At 35.0% G+C, this 25,795-nt stretch carries 19 protein-coding genes and 1 pseudogene; 9 read left to right on the forward strand and 11 right to left on the reverse strand.

The features are described from left to right. Positions 1–23 precede the first annotated feature (23 nt). From ffh to yaaA, 4 genes are all read right to left on the reverse strand, one after another. Positions 24–1,388, reverse strand: coding sequence for a signal recognition particle protein (ffh, locus tag VIX88_RS12640; RefSeq protein ID WP_064969391.1), 1,365 nt, complete (start codon positions 1,386–1,388; stop codon positions 24–26). Between the two features lie 65 nt (positions 1,389–1,453). Next, complete coding sequence (locus VIX88_RS12645) at positions 1,454–2,149, reverse strand: TrmH family RNA methyltransferase (RefSeq protein WP_064969390.1); 696 nt, start codon at positions 2,147–2,149, stop codon at positions 1,454–1,456. Further along, positions 2,146–2,991, reverse strand: coding sequence for a peptide chain release factor N(5)-glutamine methyltransferase (gene prmC / locus VIX88_RS12650; RefSeq protein WP_004918925.1), 846 nt, complete (start codon positions 2,989–2,991; stop codon positions 2,146–2,148). Before prmC ends, VIX88_RS12645 begins: the two co-directional genes overlap by 4 nt. Further along, complete coding sequence (gene yaaA / locus VIX88_RS12655) at positions 2,991–3,749, reverse strand: peroxide stress protein YaaA (RefSeq protein ID WP_064969389.1); 759 nt, start codon at positions 3,747–3,749, stop codon at positions 2,991–2,993. The genes prmC and yaaA overlap by 1 nt, the downstream gene beginning before the upstream one ends. Before the next feature lie 144 nt (positions 3,750–3,893). On the opposite strand from yaaA, the gene VIX88_RS12660 reads away from it, so the two are divergent. The 6 genes from VIX88_RS12660 to VIX88_RS12685 all read left to right on the forward strand — a co-directional run bounded on the left by VIX88_RS12660 (position 3,894) and on the right by VIX88_RS12685 (position 12,358). Beyond that, entirely contained in the window at positions 3,894–4,877 is a 984-nt protein-coding gene (locus VIX88_RS12660) for a hypothetical protein (RefSeq protein WP_154212702.1), read from the forward strand. Between the two features lie 4 nt (positions 4,878–4,881). Next, the gene (locus tag VIX88_RS12665; RefSeq protein WP_153926562.1) at positions 4,882–7,560 is read left to right on the forward strand and encodes a hypothetical protein; all 2,679 of its coding nucleotides are present in this window, start codon (positions 4,882–4,884) and stop codon (positions 7,558–7,560) included. A gap of 602 nt (positions 7,561–8,162) precedes the next feature. Beyond that, positions 8,163–8,711: a hypothetical protein gene (locus VIX88_RS12670; protein ID WP_064971281.1), complete on the forward strand. Its 549-nt coding sequence runs from the start codon at positions 8,163–8,165 to the stop codon at positions 8,709–8,711. 64 nt (positions 8,712–8,775) lie between these two features. After that, positions 8,776–9,654 carry an IS982-like element ISRa1 family transposase gene (locus VIX88_RS12675; protein WP_127919811.1) on the forward strand — a complete coding sequence of 293 codons (879 nt, stop codon included), beginning with the start codon at positions 8,776–8,778 and terminating at the stop codon, positions 9,652–9,654. Positions 9,655–9,834: 180 nt separating this feature from the next. Then, positions 9,835–11,886: a hypothetical protein gene (locus VIX88_RS12680; RefSeq protein WP_064970963.1), complete on the forward strand. Its 2,052-nt coding sequence runs from the start codon at positions 9,835–9,837 to the stop codon at positions 11,884–11,886. Between the two features lie 88 nt (positions 11,887–11,974). After that, positions 11,975–12,358: an HU family DNA-binding protein gene (locus VIX88_RS12685; RefSeq protein ID WP_064970962.1), complete on the forward strand. Its 384-nt coding sequence runs from the start codon at positions 11,975–11,977 to the stop codon at positions 12,356–12,358. A 782-nt stretch (positions 12,359–13,140) separates the two neighbouring features. Here the strand turns inward: VIX88_RS12685 and purH are convergent. The 5 genes from purH to VIX88_RS12710 form a co-directional block, all read right to left on the reverse strand. Next, positions 13,141–14,655: a bifunctional phosphoribosylaminoimidazolecarboxamide formyltransferase/IMP cyclohydrolase gene (gene purH, locus VIX88_RS12690; RefSeq protein WP_109475004.1), complete on the reverse strand. Its 1,515-nt coding sequence runs from the start codon at positions 14,653–14,655 to the stop codon at positions 13,141–13,143. Positions 14,656–14,674: 19 nt separating this feature from the next. Continuing rightward, positions 14,675–15,259 carry an outer membrane beta-barrel protein gene (locus tag VIX88_RS12695; RefSeq protein WP_004918918.1) on the reverse strand — a complete coding sequence of 195 codons (585 nt, stop codon included), beginning with the start codon at positions 15,257–15,259 and terminating at the stop codon, positions 14,675–14,677. 23 nt (positions 15,260–15,282) lie between these two features. Continuing rightward, entirely contained in the window at positions 15,283–18,108 is a 2,826-nt protein-coding gene (gene uvrA, locus VIX88_RS12700; RefSeq protein ID WP_064970960.1) for an excinuclease ABC subunit UvrA, read from the reverse strand. A 122-nt stretch (positions 18,109–18,230) separates the two neighbouring features. After that, positions 18,231–19,175, reverse strand: coding sequence for an SPFH domain-containing protein (locus tag VIX88_RS12705; RefSeq protein ID WP_064970959.1), 945 nt, complete (start codon positions 19,173–19,175; stop codon positions 18,231–18,233). A 47-nt stretch (positions 19,176–19,222) separates the two neighbouring features. Next, positions 19,223–21,004 (reverse strand): AMP-dependent synthetase/ligase, encoded by a 1,782-nt coding sequence (locus VIX88_RS12710; protein ID WP_064970958.1) that lies wholly within the window; start codon positions 21,002–21,004, stop codon positions 19,223–19,225. Positions 21,005–21,128: 124 nt separating this feature from the next. Here VIX88_RS12710 and VIX88_RS12715 point away from each other — a divergent pair, with 124 nt between their 5' ends. Together VIX88_RS12715 and VIX88_RS12720 are read left to right on the forward strand one after the other, a co-directional pair. Further along, on the forward strand, positions 21,129–22,268 hold the full coding sequence (locus VIX88_RS12715) for an acyl-CoA dehydrogenase (RefSeq protein WP_064970957.1): 1,140 nt from the start codon (positions 21,129–21,131) through the stop codon (positions 22,266–22,268). Between the two features lie 60 nt (positions 22,269–22,328). Continuing rightward, a complete protein-coding gene (locus VIX88_RS12720; protein ID WP_064970956.1) occupies positions 22,329–23,495 on the forward strand; it encodes an iron-containing alcohol dehydrogenase in 1,167 nt (388 codons plus the stop codon). A 52-nt stretch (positions 23,496–23,547) separates the two neighbouring features. On the opposite strand, the pseudogene VIX88_RS12725 reads toward VIX88_RS12720, so the two are convergent. Then, a pseudogene (locus tag VIX88_RS12725) lies at positions 23,548–24,427 on the reverse strand (IS982-like element ISRa1 family transposase). A gap of 124 nt (positions 24,428–24,551) precedes the next feature. Here VIX88_RS12725 and pepE point away from each other — a divergent pair. Beyond that, positions 24,552–25,244, forward strand: coding sequence for a dipeptidase PepE (gene pepE, locus VIX88_RS12730; protein ID WP_064970801.1), 693 nt, complete (start codon positions 24,552–24,554; stop codon positions 25,242–25,244). A 10-nt stretch (positions 25,245–25,254) separates the two neighbouring features. Here the strand turns inward: pepE and VIX88_RS12735 are convergent, their stop codons facing one another. Next, a complete protein-coding gene (locus VIX88_RS12735) occupies positions 25,255–25,662 on the reverse strand; it encodes an acyl-CoA thioesterase (protein ID WP_064970799.1) in 408 nt (135 codons plus the stop codon). Positions 25,663–25,795 lie beyond the last annotated feature (133 nt).

A 25,795-nucleotide genomic window follows, 5' to 3' on the forward strand; every position in this document is an offset into this window, starting at 1 on the left:
GTTTATATTTTTATTTTATTCTGCTATCTTCCGAACAAGCCTCCCATACCAGGCATACCGCCTCCCATTTTGCCCATCATTGCCATAAGCTGTTTGCCTTGAGGTCCTTGCATCATCTTCATCATTTTACCCATTTGGTCAAACTGTTTCATAAGTTGGTTGACTTCTTCTAGTTTTCTACCACTTCCTTTGGCTATTCTTTTCTTTCTATTAACATCTATAATGCTAGGTCTTCTTCTTTCTTCTGGAGTCATAGAATGGATAATAGCCTCTATGTGTTTAAATGAGTTGTCATCTATATCCACATCTTTAATAGCTTTGCCTACACCTGGTAACATACCAAGAAGGTCTTTCATATTACCCATTTTTTTAATCTGTTGAATTTGCTTCAAGAAATCATCAAAACCAAATTCATTTTTAGCGATTTTCTTCTGTAGTTTTTTAGCTTCCTCTTCGTCAAACTGTTCTTGAGCTCTTTCCACTAAAGACACTACATCACCCATACCTAAGATACGGTCTGCCATTCTTTCAGGATAGAAAAGGTCTAAAGCTTCCATTTTTTCTCCTGTGGAAATAAACTTAATTGGCTTATTAACTACGGAACGAATAGTAAGAGCCGCACCACCGCGGGTATCCCCATCTAATTTTGTAAGGACAACACCATCAAAGTTTAAAGCATCATTAAAGGCTTTAGCTGTATTTACAGCATCTTGCCCCGTCATAGAGTCCACAACGAATAAGGTTTCCGTAGGCTTGATGAAATAATGAACTGATTTTATTTCGTTCATCATTTGTTCATCTATCGCTAGACGACCTGCGGTATCCACAATAACCACATCGTGCTTGTTAGCTTTAGCAAAATTAACGGCATTTTCTGCTATGGTAGAAGGGTTTTTATTTTCTTCTTCGGTATATACCGGAATTCCTATTTGACTTCCTAATACTTTTAGCTGGTCTATCGCAGCAGGACGATAAACATCACACGCTACCAAAAGCGGATTTTTAGCTCTTTTTTTCTTTAGATAGTTAGCTAATTTTCCAGAGAAAGTAGTTTTACCAGATCCTTGAAGCCCTGCAATTAGGATAACTGTAGGTTTCCCTGAAAGGTTGATACCTTCTTGAGAACCACCCATTAGTTCCACCAACTCATCGTGTACTATTTTGGTCATTAACTGCCCTGGGGTTAAACTGGTAAGTACATCTTGTCCTAAGGCTTTCTCTTGTACTCGTTTGGTAAGGTCTTTAGCTACCTTATAATTTACATCGGCATCTACTAAGGCACGGCGAATTTCTTTAACCGTTTCAGCTACATTGATTTCTGTAATTTTACCTCTTCCCGAAAGGTTATGAAGAGCCTTATCTAATTTATCTTGTAAACTATTGAACATAATCGCTTTATTTTGAGTGGCAAAAATAAGGAAAATTTAGCATTCTTCCGAATAAGTGCTGTGGCTTATGGATTGTTAAAGTTTTCTCGTAAAAATTTGTGGTAAATTTCTTCTCCGCTTCTTATAGAATTTACCGCCCATCTTATTTTGGTATGCCATTTTTTATCGAGGCTAAGTTTGTAGTCTATGGTAGAATTAAGAAGTTTTTGCTTGAGTTCGTACATACATATCGCTGCCGCCACAGAAACATTAAAACTCTTAGTAAAGCCATACATTGGTATTGCTAAAGTTTCGTCTGCAAAGTCTAGTAATTCATCAGAAATGCCTTCCCATTCGGTGCCAAAAACTAGAGCAATGGGCGTTTCTACCTTATAATCTGGGAGCATCGTAGCATTATTTTCGGGCGAAACAGCCACTATTTTATAACCTCGCTCTTTTATCTTCTCTAGGGAAGCCTTATTTCTAGGCATTTTTTCTACTTCTACCCAAGTATCTGCACCTTTGGTAACGCTGAGGTTTGGGTCAAAAACATTATCTTTTTCTAAAGCCACTACCTTATGGAAGGCACATGCTTCTACACTTCTCACAATTGCAGCAGCATTGCGATATTGGTAAACATCTTCCATCACAGGTAAAATGAAATCCGAACTTTCCTCTGCATAATGGTTGATTTTTTGCAGGCGTTCTTCAGTCAAGAATTGAGCTAAATATTGAAATATCTTTTCTAAATCTTCTAGGTTGTTGGTTAGTTCTGGCTTCATTTTTTTACTATAATCATTCTGTCATTATTAGATAAATCTTTGATGAGTTGAGCATCACTGAAATATTTATACAAAGCTAAAGTTTCCGCTCCTAGTTTTTGGTTTATTTCTAAAAATAAAAATCCTCCGTTGTTAAGATGATGCTTGGCGTCTGTTGCTATTTTTCGGTAAAATACTAAAGGGTCGGCACAAGGAGAAAAAAGAGCTAAATGAGGCTCAAAATTCTTTACAGTATCCGAAATTTCAGAAACTTCCTCGATACCTATGTATGGCGGATTAGAAATAATCACATCATAATGAGTTGGCAATTTATAATTGAGGTAATCATCGAGTATAAACTCAATCTCAGTGTGATGCCTTTCGGCATTTTTTTTAGCGATGACTAAGGCTTCTTTAGAAAAATCTATGGAAGTTATTCTAGCATTCGGAAAATGTTTTTTCAACACAATAGGGATTACTCCAGAACCTGTGCCTATATCTAAAATTTTAATCTCTGTTTGGGAAAACTCTTTTGAAATGGTTTTGATGGCGTAGTCTAGCAGTTCCTCTGTTTCTGGACGAGGAATAAGCACATGTTGATTCACGCAAAACTTCATACCAAAAAAGTCAGCTTCACCTAAAATTTGTTGGTAAGGCTTACCGCTTTTTAGTTGGTTGATGGCTTCGGTATATTGTGTTATTTGTTGAGCTGGGAATTCAGTGTTTTCGGATTGTCGTAGTCCTATTTTGTCTAAACCTAGATAATGTTCTCCAAAAATTTCCCACAAACAAGAAATCTCGGAACTATCATAAATCTCTGAAAGTTCTTGTTTAAAAATAGAATGTAATTCTAGCAGCTTCATTACCTCACAAATACCAGTTGATTGTCTTTGGAGCGTTCTTCGTCTATAAGATAACCTTCATAATTAAAGGCTTTAATATCATCTAAAGTTTTGGCATTGGTTTCGGCACAAAAACGAATGAGAAGCCCTCTGGCGTGTTTGGTATAAACCACGATGGTTTTTAGTTTACCGTCCTTGTATTCGTAGAATTTAACATCTATAGCCTTCGCTTTTAGTTTTTTGGTATCTACTGATTTAAAGTATTCTGTACTGGCAAGATTTAGGAGAATATCGTTTTCCTTTAATTCTTCGTTAAGAACCGTTGTAATTTTGGACTTCCAAAAAGAATATAAATTTTTATACTTATCAAACTGGAACGGACGCCCCATTTCTAAACGATACAGCATAATCCTATCCGAAGGTTTTAATAAACCATACAATCCTGAGAGTATTCTATAATGTTTTTGGAGATAATCTACGGCTTTTTTATCTAGAGTAGGAGCGTCTAACCCACGATAAACCTCACCTGTAAAAGTATAGAGGGCGGCATTAGACTCCTCTTCCGAAGGCGAGGCACTCCAATTTTGGTTTCTTTCCCAGTTTTCATCTGCCAATTTGGAAGAAATTTCCATTAAATCAGAAAGGTATTGTGGCGTTTTTTCTTTCAAAAATGACTGTATAAACGCCGAATCTTCTATGAACTGAGGTTCGGTAGGTTTTAGCATATCTGATTTTAATGAGACATTCATTAACTTAGCTGGAGATGAAAGTATGAGCATAAATCTATTTTTTTGCAAAGTTAAAAAATACTAAAGAGAAAAAGGAATCTCTTTTCTAACATACAGCGATATATAAAATCAATTGGTTTGGTTATTTATCATAATTGAGTTAGGCATAATAGATTTTGGTTATATTTGTACTTTATGAAAGTGAAGATTATTTTCCTATTGTTATTCGCTTTGCTTGTATCTTGCCAAAAGAGCACAGAGCATAAATATTCTTTTTATTATTGGAAATCCCATTTTAAGTTAGACGAAAAAGAAAAAGAAGCATTGCAAAAGGCTTCATTAGATACACTTTACATTCGTTTTTTTGATATAGACAAAGAGGAGCAAAAAGTGGAAATTCTAGCTCCTATTAGTGGTAATGCTCATCTACTAGATGCAGAAAAACAATTTGTACCTACAGTATTTATTACCAACAGAGCTTTTTTCAATATATCCAAAGAAGAGATTGCTCAAATGGCACAAGTTACTTTTGATAATATTTTAAGGATACAAAAGAGTCTAGGCTTGAAGGAAAGGGCATTTGCGGAAATACAAATAGACTGTGATTGGATAGAAACCACTCGTGAAGATTTTTTCCTCTTTTTAAAGGAGCTGAAAAAGGTCTCTTCAAAAAAAGTATCATCTACGCTTCGTTTGAATCAAGTTAAATATAAGAAGAAAATGGGCATTCCGCCTGTAGATAAAGTTTATTTGATGTGTTATTCTACCTCATCACCTTTAGATAACGATGGTAAAAACTCTATCTTAGAGGTAGATTTACTTAAAAATTATCTTGCTTCCTTAGACCAATATCCCATCAAAAATATAGATGTAGCCTTACCAATTTATTCTTGGGGCATAGTTACCAATCATGTGGGTAAGCATAAGCTAATCAATGCTTTAAATATTAGCGATTTAAGCAATGATAAATTTAAGAAAATATCAGACACCGAAGCAGTGATATTAGAAGATGGTTTCTACTTCGGATATTTTTTAAATAAAGGTTTTATCGTTAGAGTAGAGGAAATCTCAGAGGAACAACTGACTGAAGTTAAAACATTTTTAGACCAAAAATTAAAACATTATCATATTATCTACTATCATTTGGATAGTCAATTTATTAAAAACAGAAAACTTTAAAACAATGAAAAAAGCAGTTATTTCATTAGGCGTTATATTATTACTTCACCAAAATTCTAAAGCCTGTGCTTGGGAAGACCCAGACGGTGATTACTTTAATCTCTTTACGCAAACTATCATCAGAGATAAGTCTTATACGCCGTTTCTTTTATCTTCATCTCCTTTTTATGAAGCAGATAATATAACTATCATTGATGATAATCTACAACTTTGGAAAAGTTTTTTCAACAATAAACTTTCTTACGATGAGGTAAAAACATTGGTTTATAAGCTCCCCTTACAAGATATTATTTCGTTTAAAGATGGGTGTCAGAATCAGGCTATTTTTCAGAAATTAGTTGCTTATCAGAATTATAGAGAAGGTTTGGATTATCTCATTGAGGCTAAAAAACTGAATAACCTTAGAATTAACCGAGTTGCCAATGATGATGACAATACCTATAGTTTCTATTATGACGACGAAATCTATAATCTCGCGTCCACTTTAGATTATGAAAATACACTTACTACCCTTATAAATTTTTATAAAAATACCTCAAATAAAGAGATAAAACTAAGGTATGCCTATCAAATTGTTCGTTTTGAACATTATAATAGAAATTATGATAAAGCCGTAAAAGCCTTTTCTACCTATGTAGAGCCATTAGGTCTAAAAAACGCCATCTATTATATGGCTTTAGAACAAATGGCGGGAGCACAAAGTGGGCTAGGACAGAAAGAAGAAGCCAACTGGAACTTCTTCCAAGTATTTATAAATTCAAACTCTAGAAAACAAACGGCTTATACTTCTATTAAACTATCCAGCGAAAAGGCATTTGAAGACCTGCTTTCCAGAGCTAAAAATGATAAAGAGAAGATCATGGCGTATTTTCTTCTCGGCTATCAAGGGTTTAATAATCCGCTCCCAATGATGGAGAAAATTTATGAGATAGACCCTAATTCGGAGGCTTTAAAAGTGCTTCAAGCTAGAGCCATCAATGAGCTAGAAAGGTATTTTCTACCATATTACTACTATAATGAGAAGGAAACCAAAGTAGGTACCTCTAAAACAACTCCTTCAGTAAGTAAGACAGAGAACAAGGCCAGTGCTTCGTTTTGGGATAAAATAGTATCGTTCTTTAAGAACCTTTTTGGAATGGAAAGTTCTGAACCTAAAGTTTTAACTACCGAAGAAAGTAAAGGGCTTTCTGATGATGAGCTGTTAAATCACCCTAACCGTTTGCCTGTAGTTTCTTCTTCAGGAGCTGATGAGGAATACAACAAAAAAATGCAAGATTATATAGAACAGCTAGAAAAACTGACAGAAAAAGTTAAAACTAAATCAGATGATGAGTTTTGGGTAATATCAGAGGCTTATATAAAATTTTTACAAAAAGATTATAAGTCTAGCAGTAGCTTATTACAAAATATAAACACCAGCAACCAAGAATATCTTACTCAAATTGATAAGATGAAACTATTAAACGATATTCTTTCTCAACCAAGAATTGATAGCGAGTTTGAGCAACATATCATGAAAACTTACCCTGATTTGGTAACCGCTATTTCCGAAGATAGGTATAGCAGCTCAGAGGCAGGTTTTATTACAGATATTTTAGCTAATAGATATTTCTTACAAGGGGAGAGAGCTAAGTCTTTCTTAATGTCTAATAAACTTTCAGGCTTGCAAGATATTTTGGATATAGACCTAGTTCGAGATATTGAAGCATTTTACAAACGAAAAAACAAAAATGCTTTTGAAAATAGCATTCTCGCTAAAAATATAGATACAGGTGAAGACACTCAAAATTTCATAAATGTACTCTATGGAGATTACGAGATGCGTTCGGCTAACTTTAAGAAAGCTTTAGATTACTACACCAAAGCAAGTGGTTTTATAGGTATTCCTAGATACGAGTTTCAATTTTCAGAAGATGGATCATTGCAAAGTAATACACCGGTAAGAATGAAAATTAAAGGCTACAACGGTTACAACAATGTTTCTTCTTTAGTTTTTGGGCATAATGTTTGGGTGAGTTATACTAGCCCTGAAAGCGAGTCAATGAAAGCAGAAAGTTTTATCTCCGACTTTAAATTCATTAAAAATAATATGAATAAAAAGGAACTTGCAGAAGCAGTATTAAAACTTATCAAAATAGCTAAAAGTAATGATATTAATGCTGCCCACGCCAACCAATTGTTAGGGAACTTTTTATACAATACCTCTATATTGGGTTATTACAGACATTACTTTGTGATGGATATAGATAATACCAATGGTGGTAAATATTCCTTCCTCAGTGATACTGAATTATACACGCCTCTATACTATTATAAAAGCTTTCCTTATACTAATACTAATGTAGGTTTAAAATCAGATAACTTTGATGTTGCTATTAGTTACTATAAAAAGGCTTTAGAAAGAAGTACAGATAGAGAAACTCAAGCCAGAATACTCTTCCAAATGGCAAGTGCTGAACAAGGGAAATATTACCGATGGGAAGCCAATCAAACTCCAAACTGGGATTATAGTGATGCCAATTGGGAGGAAAAACAAAACAAATTTCAGCAAGAGTTAGACAAAACTAAAAATCAGAACTACAGAAATTATTTCACAGAATTGAAAACAAAGTACAGCGATACCGAAACGAGTAAATCTCTAATGGGAAGTTGCTCTTACTATAAGTATTTTATGCAGAAATAAAGGTTTATAAAAACACGGCTGAATCAAAAAGATTCAGCCAATTTTTATATATAAACCCATAAAATCTTATGCTAAAACTTGCATACTTGCTTAAAAGGTTATAAGTTTGCCTTATATTTATGCGATACACTATCAGTGACATACAAAAAAATAAAAAAAACTTGCACAAAAATTTGGTAGTTCCAAATAATTGTGTAAATACACACACAGATAGTTTCGTGTATATGCGTTCTATTATCTAGAAAATTATTTCAACTTTTATCGTTAAAACAAAATATCGTTCCGCCAACTTTTGTTGGGGGTTTTTGGCGTTTATTCTATTCTAAATTTAGCTTTCATAAATATATGCTAAAAGCACCATTGTTTTGTCTCATAACATGGTCGTTCTTGTTAGGTGCTTTTAGTGTTCAGGGGGAGTATTTTGCTCTTTCTGTATTAGCCTTTCCTCTCGTTTTGTGTGTGTTTAGAGGGGGAAGGCGTTTTTTTAGGTTAGAACTTAGAGGTGAGATATTAGAACCTAGTATCACCTCAACCCTTAAATCTAAAGTCTAAAATCCAATATCTATAAACTTTAAATATCAACAATTTTAAAATTAAATTTTATGACAACAAAAACGACAAAATTGAGTGTATTCGCCTTTTTAGGTTTAGGCTTAGTAGCTTACGGACAATACAATGGTAAAGTGGGTATCAATACTCCTTATCCTAATGCAACATTAGAGATTCAAATATCTGATGCTAACAAAAGTGGAAGTACTAAAGAGGGGATTTTAATCCCAAATGTTACCGCTGCAAGAGCTAAAGCAATGGGCGAAGGTGTGGCAGAATCTACCCTAGTTTATATTACCGATGGAACGGGTGAAGCAAACACCACCATTTCTAATGTAAGTGGCAAAGGGTTCTACTACTATGATGCTACCGATAAAAAGTGGCAAAAAGTAGTAGGAAACTCTAATGGAGTAACTTTAAATACCATTACTGGGAATATTAGAGAAGTAACTTCTATAACTCCCGAAGAGTGGGCAAAGCCTAATACATTTGCTTTAGTACAAACGAGTGGAGATCAGATTAAGTTACCAGATCCCTCAAGTTATACTAACAAAATTATCTCTGTAAATAATCAGTATAACCCGTTGTGCATTATGAAATGAAAAAAACAAGAGTTGTTTATTAGACTGAAAATCAGTATATTGTTTTTGCTATAAAACGGTATAAATGAACAACATAGAGCAAATATATGAAAGAATTTTGGAAGTTTTAGGACTTTTTTCAGAAAATCAACTGATTAGTTATCAGAGAAGAACACCTAAAATGAGCGATTTAGAAGTCATAAGTCTTAATATTACTGCTGAATACTTGAGTATTGATAGCGAATTACAGTTATTTAGAAAATTGCCAAACTCTCTGATAAACAAAATTGAAAGAAGTGTTTACAATAAGCGAAAACGAAGACTATCCCTACAAACAGAGCAAATTAGACAGCGTATTTCGATGGAGTTCAATGAGTTTGAAGATATTTTTATCGTTGATAGCATGCCAATGAAAGTTTGTGAAAACGCTCGTTCTACTCGTTCAAAAATTTGTAAAGAGCAATCCTATTCTTCACCAACATATGGTTATTGTGCTTCACAGAAATTATATTTCTATGGCTATAAACTACACGCAGTATGTTCTTTAAATGGTGTGATTAAGAATTTTGATATAAGCCCTGCATCCGTTCACGACATCCACTATTTAAAAGATAGTGGTGAGCAAATGCGAAACTGTACTTTAATTGGAGATAGAGGCTATTTATCAGCAAAAGTTCAAATAGATTTATTTAACTATGCTAATATTAAATTAGATACACCAATGAGAAGTAATCAGAAAGATTATATTCCTCAATTTTCATTGTACAAGAAAAAGCGAAAACGAATTGAGACATTTTTCTCTCAACTTTGCGACCAATTTATGATTAAAAGAAACTATGCTAAAACTTTTGAAGGCTTTAAAACAAGGATAATCAGTAAAATAACCGCCGCAACGGTTATTCAATATATCAATAAATTTATCTTCCAAAGAAAATTAAATCATCTAAAAATCAGTATTATTTAAAATGCACAACGAGTTCAGTATAATAATTCAGTTAGCTACTTTAATACGAATAAGCCTAAAAATTCTAGTTCACTAGATTCAGGAAAAGGACATTTGTTAATGTCAGATGGAACAACATGGTACATTATAGGAGGAAGTTATTAATCACAAAAAGTAAAGTAGAACTAAAAAAGAATACAAATGAAAAATAAAATAATCGCAGCAAGTTTATTAGTAGGTTCTATAGCTTACGGACAAATAAAAGTACATACAGGACTAGATACATCAATAGGAAATGAAAACCCATTTTTAGATGCCTCGGCGTATAACAACTTTGATAACAATGTAGGAAAAGGCTTGTATTTCCCAACAACGGATTTAAAAACGTGGGAGTTTAAAACAAATTCAATCAATCCAGGTAAGTTTAAAAACTACTTTGATGGAATGGTTGTTTATAATACTGGAGAGGGCGCTCCTACTACAGACGCTAGTAAAGGTGGAATTAGAAATAACTTAACTAGAGGTTTCTACTATTTTAAGAACCCTAATCAAACTTTCCCTAGTGGTAATGTAGCAAACGGAGAGTGGATAAGGATAAGCGATACCCAAGCTAACGACCAACTTTGGGCTCAGAGAGATAATAATGGAGTTCAAGAGACTTATCTAAAACCAGCTGATGCTAAAGGAGATGTTTATTCTTACTCAGAAAAAAACGCGTTACTAAATTTAGGAGGAGTATCAAGAGAGGATTCTAGATGGGTATTATCGGGAAGGTATGGATACTCAAATCAAGAAGTGCCTTTATATACAGGAGTTAATTCCTCTAGATTACCACTTAATAGTACCATAGGAAATCCAACTAGTTCTGGAATTTATAATACTTATAAGTTTTCAGATTATCTTTCTGTAATTAAAGAGGAGCATGCAGGGCAAGGAAATGCTTCAGGTAATAAGTTTTATATTGGGAAATCTACTTCGGTCAATGCTATGGATGTTACTTCTAATATTAACGGTATTGAAGGTTTTTCAGCTTCTGCAAAGGTATTTTCAAATACAAAGGTAGGTTCTATTTCTGCTTTTGTAGGGGAGGCGGTAGCAGGGAGTGATGTACACGCTGTAACTGCCAGTAATGTTACAGGAGCTGTTTTTAGAGGAAGAAACTTTGCTAAGTCTACTACTACCAATTTAGTTGGTGTTGAAGGGGTTACACATAATTATGGCACAGCTACTAATATTACAGCAGGAAAATTTACTGCAACATCTAGTAATACTCATACTGTAACAGGATTTCAATCCCCAGTTACTGCAGTTTCAACTCTGACTGGTGTGGATGCTTCAGCAACTAACAGACAAAATTCTACCACAGAAGAAATTATGGGAGCATCTATTGTCACAAATCTTATTGAAAACTCTAAAGCTACAAATGTGAGAACAGTTAATGCAAAAGGATATATTCAAGCAGAAAGTTCGGTAGAGGATTTCTCAAATGTGAATAGTTATGTGAGAGCATTTGGTATAGCAATGGTTAAAAATTTATATGGGTTTAGATTTCAGCATATTCTACCGAGTACTTTTGCACCAGATAATATGTATGGTTTATACATAGAAGATGTAAATAGAGGTTCTAAGTTGAACTACTCTATTTATACTAATGAGGGGGAAGTTCGTTTCGGAGGGTTAAAAGGCTTGGGTAATCGTCCAGTATATGCAGATGCAGATGGAAAGTTGATTATCGGAGATGCTACCAATGCACTAACAAGTTTCAAATGGATAGAAGACACTACAAACAACTCTATAAAATTGGCAGTAAACTCAGCAGGTACAGAGCGTACACAGTACCCTGTATCAATTACCGATGAAGGTGTTATTTTGGGGTCTTCATTTAGAGGAGTTAACGGAGCCACCATTTTCCCAGACTATGTGTTCCAAAAGTATTACACAGGTACTTCTAGCATTAAAGCAGATTATAGCTTTAAAACCCTTAGCCAAGTGGAAGACTTTGTAAAAGCTAATGGACATTTGCCAGGGTATCAATCTGCAGAGGCTATCAAAAAACAAGGTTATATAGACCTTATGGCAACTCAACTCACCAATGTGGAGAAGATAGAAGAACTTTATCTGCATAGTATAGAGCAAGATAAAGCTTTAAAAGTAAAAGATGCAAAAATTGCTGAATTAGAAAATGAGTTGAAATCTCAAAAAGAAAACTTTGAAGCTCGTTTACAGAAGCTAGAAGCCTTATTAGTAAAATAAGTTTAATTATTCCTCATGGTGCCTATCGGTATCGTGAGGAATTTTTATCATCAAAATAAATTATTGTAAATCATAAAAAGTAGAAATTATGCCAGTAAAATTTAAAGCAATCGAAAGAGGTCAGCCCGGCGTAAGCGGTGGCGGCGACAAAAAATGGTACGCTTCTCCTAATATGAGTGGAGAGAAAACCCTAACCGATCTTACCAAAGACATAGAGAAAATCTCTACGGTAAGCGGAGCGGACATCAGAGCGGTACTCTACGCTTTAGTAGATGTGATGCAATCGTCCTTAGCTAATGGACAAATCGTTCGTTTAGGAGAATTGGGCAGTCTGCGAGTGAGCTTCAGTAGCGAGGGTAAAGCTACGGAGAAAGAAGTAACTGCTAATGCCATTAAACAAGCCAAAGTGATTTTCACTCCTGCCAAAGGAATAAAAGATACCTTAGCGACACTCACTTACGAGAAGGTTTAGGATAACTCTTAAGTCCCCTTTAAAAAACCGATGCTTATAAAATCAAAAACTTATAGGCATCGGATTTTTTTTAATAAGCATAAAAATAATTTTTATAGGCATAGAGTTTATAAGCTGTCCTTTTTGTTATCTGTCCTTTTGCCTTGAAACCAACTTAATGCCTTTTAAGAATAGGACGACTATTGTATAACATTATAGAATGACCTCTAAGCCCGATGGCGTTAAGAACCTCGTTAGTAAAGGCGTTAAAAATACCCACTGTTTGAGCAAAGGAGTTGGCAGGAGCATTGGAGCGAGTTTTGGGGATTTTAGCCTTTAGTAATGAGGTTTAGCCAAAGGGGTTACAGTCTTGATTTTTGCTTCTTTTCATCAAGGAAAAGAAGGTATAAAGTATATACTTATGTTCTTTTGTCTTGAAACAAAAGGATCAAAAGTTCAAGAGCAAAGATTAGGTTTGCCTTCGGCATAGTACAGTTCCCTGCTATTTGGAAACTATCGCTCGCTCCCAATGCCACTAAGGGGTTAGTCCCTAAACTTACCTTTGCTCGGTAGAGCATTGATAATGGCTAGATGGTTATAATTTAAAAAATGGTCTTTGGTGGGTCGCCGTTAAAAAAACAGGAATAAAGGTGTTAAAAAAGCTCTACTGTTTGAGCAAAAGTATGGGCAAAAGCACAAATTAAAAAGATGCTTATGAAATCCCAAAAACATAAGCATCTTTTTATAAAATGATAAGCATCAAAAGAAATTTGATGCTTATCGTTTTTAGTGTTAATTGTTATTTAATGAAAAAAGTGCCTCATTCCTGTGAATAGCATTGGGATATTATGCTCATTAGCCGCTTGTATGCTTTCGTCATCTCTCATACTTCCACCAGGTTGTATAATGGCTTTTATACCTTCTTTAGCACAGGTATCTACCACATCTCTAAACGGGAAGAAAGCATCAGAAGCTAAAACTAAATCTCCACTAAATTTCTCTTTCGCTCGTTCTATGGCTTGTTGGGTAGCCCATATTCTATTTACTTGTCCACCGCCTACGCCTAGGGCTTGTGTGCCGTTGGTAACTACGATGGCATTAGATTTTACATACTTCACAATCCTTTGAGAAAAGAGCAGAGCCTTGGTTTGTTCTTCCGTTGGCTGAACTTTTGTAACCGTTTTTATATCATCAGAGAATTGGTCATCAGCGTTTTGCACCAACATTCCACCGTCTATCTTCACCCACACTTGGCTGTCAGATATAGGATTTTTAATCTTGATAATTCTTAGATTTTTCTTTTTAGACAATACTTCTAGGGCTTCGGCATCAAAATCTGTAGCCATTACAATTTCTAGGAAAGTTTTGTTGAGTTCTTCAGCTGTGTCTTTATCCACCTTATAGTTCATCGCTACAATGCCTCCGAAGATGGAAACAGGGTCGCATTCAAATGCTTTTTTATAAGTGTCTAAAGCGGTTTCTCCAATAGCAACACCACAAGGTGTAGAATGCTTAACGGCACAACACGCTTTCTCATTTTTGAACTCATTAACCACCTTCCAACATAAATCCATATCTCTTAGATTGTTAAAAGAAAGTTCTTTACCGCCTAATTGTTCAAAATCTTTCATCGCTCCATTTTCGGTAGTAGAAACATAGTAAGCCGCTGACTGATGAGGGTTTTCGCCATATCTTAAATCGGCTACCTTTTGATACGAAGCATTAAGGTACTCTGGATATTCCTCCTCTAAAAGCATTTTAGAAATAGCAGCATCATAAGCCGAAGTTAAGTTAAATACCTTTCCAGCTAATGTTTTTCTGGTTTCCAAAGTTGTATCGCCTGCTTCCGAAATTTCGGCTTGAACTCTAGCATAGTCCCTAACATCGGTAACCACGGTAACGGCATTAAAATTCTTAGCCGCCGAGCGAAGCATTGATGGTCCACCAATGTCTATAAACTCTACCTTTTCGTCTAAAGAAATGTTTTTATTAACATTCTCAAAGAAAGGGTAGAGGTTTACTATTACCATATCTATCAGCTCTATACCGTGGTCCTTTACAGTACTCATGTGTTCAGGGTTAGAGCGTACGGCTAGAAGCCCTCCGTGTACTTTTGGGTGTAGCGTTTTTACCCTACCGTCTAGCATTTCTGGGAACTTTGTAACTTCATCTATCTGAATAGGAGAAAGTCCAGCTTCCTTCAAATGTTTAAATGTGCCTCCCGTAGAAATGAGTTGATAATTGTGTTGCTCCAAAAATGTGGCAAACTCTACAAGATTGGTCTTGTCTGATACGCTAATTAAAGCTCTTTTTTTCATTTTTACTGTTTTATAGATATTAAAATTTGTCAAATAAATACCCTACACCTATTTGTAAGAAATTGTTTTTCATTGTGATGTCGTTGGTTGGATAAAGGTTGCTAAGCCCTATATTGTATCTCGTCTCCACGAATATAGACTTGGTTATTTTATATTCTCCACCCAAAAATATAGAGTGGTTACCCTTTCTAATATCAGTAAACTCTACATCTTGTCCGTTTTGTTTCCCTAGAGCTTTGGTTACAAAACCTAAGTTAAATCCACCCAAAATCCCTAACGATTCTATTGGTGTAAACTTAACTCCCAAAGGAATATAGACCGTGGTAAGATGCAACCTTGAACGCTCATTATTATCCATAATTAGATTCTCTGCTCCAAGCCCTGCCATACCAAGTTCTCCGTGTAGAGAAACATATTTATTAACCTTATAAGATACAGGCATCGCAATGTAAACACTAGACTTAGCGTTAGGCTTGTATTGTTGCCCCATAGCTTCTAGGTGCAAAGTGGAATTTACATACCCTATTTTAAACCCTGTTTCCAATTTTTGTGCATTAGCGAAACCAACTGTTGCTACTAATGCAGAAAGTAATAGTTTTTTCATAGTGCTAAAGTTTTTGTTTTTATCTACATTTCTTTTTTCAAAAATTTACCTGTGATAGATTTTTTATTCTTTATAATTTCTTCTGGAGTACCTTCTGCCACAATGCTTCCTCCATTTTTACCACCTTCTGGACCTACATCTATAATATGGTCGGCAAGTTTTATCACGTCCATATTATGTTCAATAATGATAAAAGAGTTACCCAAATCTACTAGCTTTTGGATAACCTCCATCAGAATCTTAACATCTTCAAAATGCAGTCCTGTGGTAGGTTCATCTAAGATATAAAGTGTTTTACCTGTTTGTTTCTTAGAAAGTTCTGTAGCCAATTTTACCCTTTGAGCCTCTCCGCCTGAAAGTGTAGTAGACTGCTGTCCTAAGGTAATATAACCTAAACCAACTTCTTGTAGCGTTTTCACCTTAGAATAGATTTTGGGGATTGGCTGAAAAAATTCCACAGCTTCGTCTATAGTCATATCTAGGACATCGGATATAGATTTACCTTTATATCTTACCTCCAAGGTCTCTCTATTAAAGCGTTTGCCGTTGCAGGTTTCGCAATGTACATAGACATCAGGCAAGAAATTCATTTCAATCACTTTCAAACCACCTCCTTGACAAGTTTCGCAGCGTCCACCTTTAACATTAAACGAAAATCTCCCTGCCTTATAACCTCTAATTTTACTTTCTGGGAGGTTAGCAAATAGTGTTCGAATATCCGAAAACACACCTGTATAAGTGGCAGGATTAGAACGAGGCGTTCTACCAATTGGCGTTTGGTCTACATCTACTATTTTGTCTATATGCTCTATGCCCTCTATTTTTTTGTATGGTAGAGGCTCTTGTACAGCACGATAAAAATGTCGGTTGAGAATAGGGTAGAGTGTTCCGTTGATTAACGAAGATTTACCACTCCCCGAAATACCTGTAACCACTACCATCTTTCCTAAAGGGATTTTTAGGGTTACATTTTTAAGATTATTTCCCGTAGCTCCTTTGAGGACAATCGAGTTACCGTTGCCTTCTCTTCTTTTTTCGGGAATTTCTATTTTTCTTCTTCCTGTGAGGTAGTCTGCTGTAATGGTGTCAGCTTTTATTAAATCTTTTGGGCTGCCTTGCCACAATACTTTTCCGCCATACTTACCAGCTTTAGGTCCAATATCTAGCACTTCATCGGCTTCTAAAATCATATCCTTGTCGTGTTCCACCACAAGAACGGAGTTCCCCAAATCTCGTAAACTTTTTAAAGAGTTGATAAGTCTTTCATTATCTCTCTGGTGAAGCCCAATAGAAGGTTCGTCTAAAATATAAAGCACATTTACTAATTGCGAGCCTATCTGAGTTGCCAAACGAATCCTTTGGGATTCGCCTCCAGAAAGGGTTTTACTACTTCTACTAAGACTAAGATATTCTAGTCCTACATCTAATAAAAAGCCCAAACGAGTTTCTATCTCTTTTAAAATTTCGTGGGCGATAATTTTGTTCTTTTCACTAAAACTATTTTTTATTTCCGAAAGCCAATCCTTTAAGTCTAATAGGCTCATAGCATTAACTTCAGCTATATTCTTACCTTCTATTTTAAAGGCTAAACTTTCGGGTTTTAATCTTGTTCCGTTACAGTCAGTGCAGATTTCTTCTACAGTAAATTCTCGCTCCACTTGTGTAGCACCGTAGTTTTCCTTATTTTCTATAACTTTTTCTAAATGAGGGATTAACCCTTCAAAGTTAATTTTAGTCTTTTTGGAAATTCCAGCGTGTTTTAAATCTTTTACAAACTCTTTATCACAGCCGTAATAGATGTAATCTAAAGCTTCTTTAGGAATTTTGTTAAATGGCGTTTGTAGGTTAAGGTCAAACAATTCTAGAATGCTTTTAATTTGAGATAAAGCCCACTTACTAAATTTATAAGTTTCTAATGGTAATAGTGCCGACTGGAAGGGTAGTGTAGGCTCGGTAACCAGATAATCAGGATTGATTTTTTTTACCGTCCCCAAACCTTTACAATGAGGACAACTTCCCTTAGGAGAATTGAACGAAAAAGTATTTGGTTCTGGTAATGGTAAAGCCTGTCCTGTAGCGGTATCCATTAAATCTTTAGAAAAATACTGAAACTCTTCCGAATTATACTTTTGAACCATAACTACACCGTCACCCATCTGTAAAGCCGTAGAAAGTGATTTTTGCATTCTAGCTTCAGATGCAGTTTCGCCTATAATCCAACGGTCTATAACTACTTCTATATCATGAGTTTTGTATCGGTCTAGTTTAAGATCGTATTCTATATCTTGTAAAATGCCGTCTATTCTTGCTTGGGAATATCCTTTTTTGGCTAATTGTACAAACAGCTCATGATAATGCCCTTTTCTAGCCTTTACTAGCGGTGCTAGAAGTAAGACTTTTTCATTCTGATATTGTTCTTTGATGGTTTCTAAAATTTGCTCTTCGGTATAGCTTTGTAGCTTTTTACCTGTTTCCAAGGAATAAGCCGTGGAAACCCTAGCAAATAGAAGTCTGAGAAAATCATAAAGTTCTGTAACCGTCCCTACGGTAGAACGAGGGTTTTTATTAGTGGTTTTTTGTTCAATGGCGATAACAGGTGAAAGTCCTTCTATTTTATCGACATCGGGGCGTTCTAATCCGCCTAGAAACTGCCGAGCATAGGCAGAAAATGTTTCTATATAACGCCTTTGTCCTTCTGCAAAAATAGTATCAAATGCTAAAGAAGATTTCCCACTTCCTGATAGCCCTGTAATAACGACTAACTCGTTACGAGGAATTTTAACATCAATGTTTTTTAAGTTATGCTCTCTAGCACCATAGACCTCTATGAAATCTCTATTTTTCATCATTTTGCAAATTTAGTGATGAATTATGAAAGGTGAAAATAAAAATGAGTCCCAATATATCTAAAATTGTCTTAGAATATATTGGGACTGTTTTCTTTTGATTTAAACCTCTTAAAAGTAAACTTTTATGCTTCCTTATTTTTCTTTTTGATTTCTTCTCCTATAATGCTTGCCGTAGAGAAGGAAGTTACTAAATTATTTAGCATATCTCCAGCCGCATTGGGCGTGTTAGGAAGTAGGATAAGATTAGACTTATTGGTAGAACCAATAGACGAAAGTGTATCATAATGCTGAGTAACTACGATAAGAGCCGAAGCCTCTTGAGAATTGATACCTACTTTGTTAAGCACATTTACAGATTCTTCTAATCCTTTAGCGATTTCTCTTCTTTGATCGGCAATCCCTTGTCCTTGTAGTCTTTTGCTTTCCGCTTCTGCTTTAGCTTTTTCTACGATAAGGATTCTTTGAGCATCACCTTCGTATTGAGCGGCTATTTTTTCTCTTTCCGAAGCGTTGATACGGTTCATCGCTTGTTTTACTTGCTCATCAGGGTCGATGTCTGTTACTAAGGTTTTAATGATGTCGTAACCATAATCATTCATTGCTTCTTGTAATTCTGATTTTACGGCGATAGCAATATCATCTTTTTTCTCAAACACGTCATCTAATCTAAGTTTAGGAACTTCCGCTCTTACCACATCAAAAATATAAGATGTAATTTGAGCGTGAGGATTATCCAATTTATAAAACGCATCATAAACCTTCTCTCCAATAACAAGATACTGTGTAGACACCTTTATTTTAACAAATACATCGTCTTTAGTTTTGGTTTCTACCACTACATCTAACTGCTGTATTTTTAAAGAAATTCTGCCTGCGATTTGGTCTACAAAAGGTATTTTAAGGTGAAAACCAGGACCTCTTACACTATGGAATTTCCCTAGACGCTCTATTATAACTGATGTTTGTTGCTTTACAATAAACCAAAGTCCAAAAAAGCTAAGGAAAATAATTCCTATAAATAGAACGGCTCCCAAAGAACCCAAAATAAAACTAAATGTTGTTATCATAAATTTTAATTTTTCCTTTTATTTAAATGTGTATAGTTTAAACCGATTTATTCTTCCTCTGTATGTCCGTACATATTATTATACAGTTCTATAAATCTTTGTTTAATCATTTTTCTTTTCAATTTTAGAGTAGGAGTAAGTAGTCCGCTGTCGATAGACCAAACTTCAGGTGTAAGCTCTATTTTCTTTATTTTCTCCCAGCTTCCTAATTTTGTATTTAGATACTCTATTTCTTTTTCTATACGAGCCTTAAATTGAGGGTTTTTAGCAATTTCTTCAGGAGTCGTGCCAATATTGATGTTGTGTCTTTCCGCCCAATTTACAGCGAAATGAAAGTCTGGCTGTACCAAAGCACAAGGCATTTTTTCACCTTCACCTACAACCATTATTTGCTCTATGAATTTGGAGGCTTTCGCCATATTTTCTATCATCTGAGGAGCGATGTATTTACCACCAGAAGTTTTAAACATCTCTTTCTTTCTGTCGGTAATGTGTAAAAATCCTTCATCATCTATATGTCCTATATCTCCAGTTTTAAAGTAGCCATCTTCTGTAAAAGCTTCTTGAGTTTTCTCATCATCTTTATAGTAACCTTTAGTAACCGAAGGACCTTTTACCGATATTTCGCCGTCTCCTTGAATTTTAATATCTAAATTTGGAAGTACAGGACCCACAGTTCCTACTTTCATTTTATTGAATGTGTTTACTGCAATTACAGGGGAAGTTTCTGTAAGCCCATAACCTTCTAATATACTGATGCCTGCATTTTGGAACATTCGGTTAAGTCTAGGAGCTAAGGCTGCGGAACCAGAAATAAGAGTAACAATGTTTCCTCCCAAGCCTTCTCTCCATTTTTTAAATACGAGTTTATCGGCAATAATTTCTTTGAGTCCGCTAGGTTTACCAATCTCTTTTTTAGCTTTGTTAACACCTAATGCCCACAAGAAAATTTTAGATTTAAGACCACCTGCACTTACGCCCTTATCGTAGATTTTATCGTACACTTTTTCTATAAGCCTAGGAACTACCGTCATATAATGAGGTTGAACTTCTTTGATATTTTCACCCATTTTATCTATACTTTCCGCAAAGTAGATAGATATGCCACTATTGATGTAGAAGTAAAATAACATTCGTTCAAAGATATGGCAGATAGGAAGAAAGCTAAGACTCTTTAAATTTGTATTTTGAGGTTTTTTCTCTGAAAGTATAGGTGTACAAGTTAGTACATTAGATACGATATTTTGGTGGGTTAGCATAACTCCTTTAGGACGTCCCGTGGTTCCTGAAGTATAGATAATTGAAGCTAAATCATCAGTTTTAATTCCCTTTTTTAAATCTTCTACTTCTATCTGAGTAGCTTCGTCCTCTCCTAAGTCTAATATTTCAGCCCAGTTAGGAGCTCCTTCTACTTTGTCAAAGGTAAATATCCCCACTAAAGAAGGTACACTTGGCTGTACGGATAATAATTTTTGATATAGTTCTTCGTCTGATACAAAGCAATATTTTATTTCCGCATTATTAAAGATGTAAATGTAGTCTTCAACAGAAATAGTAGGGTATACAGGTACAGTAACAGCTCCTATTTGGGAAATTCCTAAATCCATCACTGCCCATTCTGTGCGGTTATTAGTAGAGATTAAGGAAATTTTATCTCCTGGTTTTATTCCTAACTTTAGAAGTCCACGAGAAATTTTATTTCCCATGTTTATAAACTTAAGTGTGGAAGTCTTTTGCCAAACACCGTTGTACTTAGTGGTTAGCATATCTTCTTTTGGATGATTTTCTATGGCCTTATAAGCGAAATCAAATAACCTAGTTACTGACATATGTTTCTTTTTTCTGTGTTTAATTTTTCCAAATATAATATTTATTTAATAAAAACCAAAAATACTCTTTGAGTGTTTTAATTAAAATACTACTTTTACAGGCAGTTTAATAATAAATACTATTATGGATTTTAATTTAACGGAAGAACAACTAATGATACAACAGGCAGCTAGAGATTTTGCTCAAAACGAATTGTTGCCAGAAGTTATAGAGAGAGATAAAAATCAAAAATTCCCAGAAGAACAGGTAAAAAAGATGGGAGAGTTAGGGTTTCTAGGTATGATGGTAGACCCTAAATACGGAGGTGCAGGTATGGACAGTGTATCCTATGTTTTAGCTATGGAAGAGATTGCTAAAGTTGATGCTTCTGCGGCTGTAATTATGTCGGTAAATAATTCTTTAGTTTGTGCAGGATTAGAAAAATATGCAAGTGAGGAGCAAAAGCAAAAATATCTAGTACCATTAGCTAGTGGAGAGGTTATTGGGGCATTTGCACTTTCTGAACCAGAAGCAGGTTCTGACGCTACTTCTCAAAAAACAACAGCCGAAGACAAAGGTGACTATTATCTTCTGAACGGAACCAAAAACTGGATTACCAACGGTAGTACAGCCACTTACTATATTGTAATTGCACAGACACACCCAGAAAAAGGTCATAAAGGCATCAATGCATTTATTGTAGAAAGAGGTTGGGAAGGTTTTGAAATTGGTCCAAAAGAGGATAAAATGGGCATTAGAGGAAGTGATACCCATTCTCTATTATTTACCGATGTGAAAGTGCCTAAAGAAAATAGGATAGGAGAAGATGGCTTTGGGTTTAAATTTGCTATGGCAGTTCTTAATGGTGGTAGGATAGGTATTGCTTCTCAAGCGTTGGGGATAGCTAGTGGTGCTTACGAACTAGCCTTAAAATATGCTAAAGAGAGAAAGGCTTTCGGAACAGAGATTATCAATCATCAAGCTGTAGCATTTAAGTTGGCAGATATGGCAACCCAAATTACGGCAGCTAGAATGCTTTGTTTAAAAGCGGCGGCTGAGAAAGACCATGGTAAAGATATTTCTGAAAGTGGAGCTATGGCGAAGTTATTTGCTTCTAAAACGGCTATGGATACCACAGTGGAAGCCGTGCAAATACACGGTGGTTACGGTTATGTGAGAGAGTACCATGTGGAAAGAATGATGAGAGATGCTAAAATTACTCAGATTTACGAAGGAACATCTGAGATACAAAAAATAGTGATTTCTAGAAGTATTGCTAAATAAAATGAATATAAAGAGGAGCAAACGCTTCTCTTTTTTGTCTAATTATTAAAATAATAATGTATGCTTAATTTTGAATTTAAAAATCCTACTAAAATTATTTTTGGTAAAGGAGAAATAGAAAAAATTTCAAAAGAAATTCCTCAAAATGCTAAAGTGTTGATGCTCTACGGAGGTGGAAGTATCAAGTCTAATGGAGTGTATGAGCAAGTTAAAAATGCGTTGAAAGGCTTTAATGTTTTGGAATTTGGGGGAATACCAGCCAATCCAGAATACGCGGTTTTAATGGAGGCATTGAAAGTTATCAAATCAGAAAATATCGATTTTCTACTAGCAGTAGGTGGAGGCTCCGTTATTGATGGAACTAAATTCTTGGCTGCGGCAGCTAAGTATGAGGGAGAACCTTGGGATATTTTAACTAAAGCCATTCGTCCTGAGGAAGACGAAGCCTTAAGTTTTGGTTCAGTGCTTACTTTACCAGCTACAGGCTCCGAAATGAACTCGGGCTATGTAATTTCTAGAAGAGAAACCGAACAAAAACTCGGTGGAGGAGGTAATGGTCTATTTCCCAAGTTTTCGGTATTAGACCCAGAAGTGATAAGAAGTATCCCTAAAAATCAAATCGCCAATGGTATCGCAGATGCTTACACGCATGTTTTGGAGCAATATATGACTTTTCCTACCGCTGCAACGCTTCAAGAACGAATGGCAGAAAGTATCTTGGTAACGCTTCAGGAGATGGCTCCTAAGGTGCTTCAAGAGGACTTTGATTATGATTCTGCGGCTAACTATATGTGGTGTTGCACGATGGCTCTTAACGGCCTGTTGCGTTTAGGCGTAGCTACCGATTGGGCGGTACATGCTATGGGACACGAGCTTACAGCTTATTTCGGTATCGACCATGCTAGAACTTTAGCGATTATAGCACCGTCTCATTACCGTTATAACTTTGAAACCAAGAAGCAAAAATTAGCTCAATATGCAGAACGGGTTTGGAACGTTTCTTCTGAGATGAATTTAGAGGAAAGAGCACAAAAGGGGATTGAAAAAATGGAGCATTTCTTCCATTCTATAGGGATTAAAACCAAGTTGTCAGAATATACCGCACAGTTTGAAGGCACCGCCGATAAAGTGGAAAAAGCATTTACAGATAGAAACTGGTTAGGTTTAGGAGAACATCGCAAACTCACGCCCGAAGATGCTAAAAATATCGTAAAGATGAGTTATTGAGATAAATATGATTTTTATCATATATAATTTGCATATTAACTCGTTGTGCATTTTAAATAATACTGATTTTTAGATGATTTAATTTTCTTTGGAAGATAAATTTATTGATATATTGAATAACCGTTGCGGCGGTTATTTTACTGATTATCCTTGTTTTAAAGCCTTCAAAAGTTTTAGCATAGTTTCTTTTAATCATAAATTGGTCGCAAAGTTGAGAGAAAAATGTCTCAATTCGTTTTCGCTTTTTCTTGTACAATGAAAATTGAGGAATATAATCTTTCTGATTACTTCTCATTGGTGTATCTAATTTAATATTAGCATAGTTAAATAAATCTATTTGAACTTTTGCTGATAAATAGCCTCTATCTCCAATTAAAGTACAGTTTCGCATTTGCTCACCAATATCTTTTAAATAGTGGATGTCGTGAACGGATGCAGGGCTTATATCAAAATTCTTAATCAACACCATTTAAAGAACATACTGCGTGTAGTTTATAGCCATAGAAATATAATTTCTGTGAAGCACAATAACCATATGTTGGTGAAGAATAGGATTGCTCTTTACAAATTTTTGAACGAGTAGAACGAGCGTTTTCACAAACTTTCATTGGCATGCTATCAACGATAAAAATATCTTCAAACTCATTGAACTCCATCGAAATACGCTGTCTAATTTGCTCTGTTTGTAGGGATAGTCTTCGTTTTCGCTTATTGTAAACACTTCTTTCAATTTTGTTTATCAGAGAGTTTGGCAATTTTCTAAATAACTGTAATTCGCTATCAATACTCAAGTATTCAGCAGTAATATTAAGACTTATGACTTCTAAATCGCTCATTTTAGGTGTTCTTCTCTGATAACTAATCAGTTGATTTTCTGAAAAAAGTCCTAAAACTTCCAAAATTCTTTCATATATTTGCTCTATGTTGTTCATTTATATCGTTTTATAGCAAAAACAATATACTGATTTTCAGTCTAATAAACAACTCTTGTTTTTTTCATTTCATAATGCACAACGGGTTGAAACTAAATCTTTATTAAACTTAAATATAATTGTAATGAATATTATTTTAGCATCTACCTCTACCTTATACGGAGGAAAATATTTAGAGTATTTAAAAGACGAAATTATAAATCTTTATCAAGGGATAGATGAGGTTTTGTTTATTCCTTATGCTCGTCCAAATGGTATTTCTCACGAGGAATATACTTCTACGGCAAGAGCTTTTTTTGAAAGTATAGGCATAAAGATAAAAGGGCTCCACGAGTTTGAAAATGTTAAAGAAGCTGTGCAAAATGCAAAAGCGTATTTTACAGGTGGCGGAAATACTTTTTTACTTGTAAAAACTTTACACGAATTGGATTTGATGACTACCTTGAAAGAGCAAGTACAAAGCGGAAAGCCTTATCTAGGCACAAGTGCAGGGAGCAACATAGGTGGGCTTAATATGAAAAACACTAATGATATGCCGATTGTATTCACTCCTAGTTTTGAGTGTATGGGATTGGTTCCTTTTAATATCAATCCACACTATTTAGACCCAGACCCTAATTTGAAACATAATGGCGAAACTAGAGAAACAAGAATTAAAGAGTTCCTTTCTCAAAACGATACCAAAGTAGTGGGGCTGAGAGAAGGTAACTGGATACGCAGGGGAGGAGATAAAATAACCGTAGAAGGCTCTCATCTTACTAGAATATTTGAAGTAGGAAAAGAACCTTATGAAATAGAAAGTGGTACCAAACTTTAACCTTTGATAATTAAAAATAAGATTTCATTAAATCTAGTAGAAAATCGGGGCAGGGCATTATTCGTCCTGTCTTTGCATTTAAAAAAAAGAGGGTAGTGGAGGCTTCCGTTATTTTTTCTCCTTTGGGATTATAGATTTCATAGTCAAAAATAATTCTTACACCATCAGGAAGTTTTTTAATAAATGTATGAATTTCTAAAACTTCATCATAACGAGCTGGTTTCAAATACTTGGTATGATATTCGGATACAGGGAGCCAAATGCCTCTGTTTTCTATCTCATCATAAGCAATCCCAATACTACGGAATAGTTCCACTCTTGCAACCTCAAAATATCCAGCATAATTTCCGTAGTAAACATACTTCATAGGGTCGGTTTCTCCATATCTTACTCGTACTGAATGTACTGTGTGTATCATATCAAGTTTTTCTTTTATACATACAAATATATTTCTAAAAAATCAAGGGAGCAAACACTTTTTTTTAAAATTAAAAACTCAGATATTTGCCCTCCCATTAAAGTCAAAAATTAACTAAGTAATATTAAACAAC

Source organism: Riemerella anatipestifer, assembly GCF_035666175.1.
In the GTDB taxonomy this organism is placed as follows: Bacteria; Bacteroidota; Bacteroidia; order Flavobacteriales; family Weeksellaceae; genus Riemerella; species Riemerella anatipestifer_D.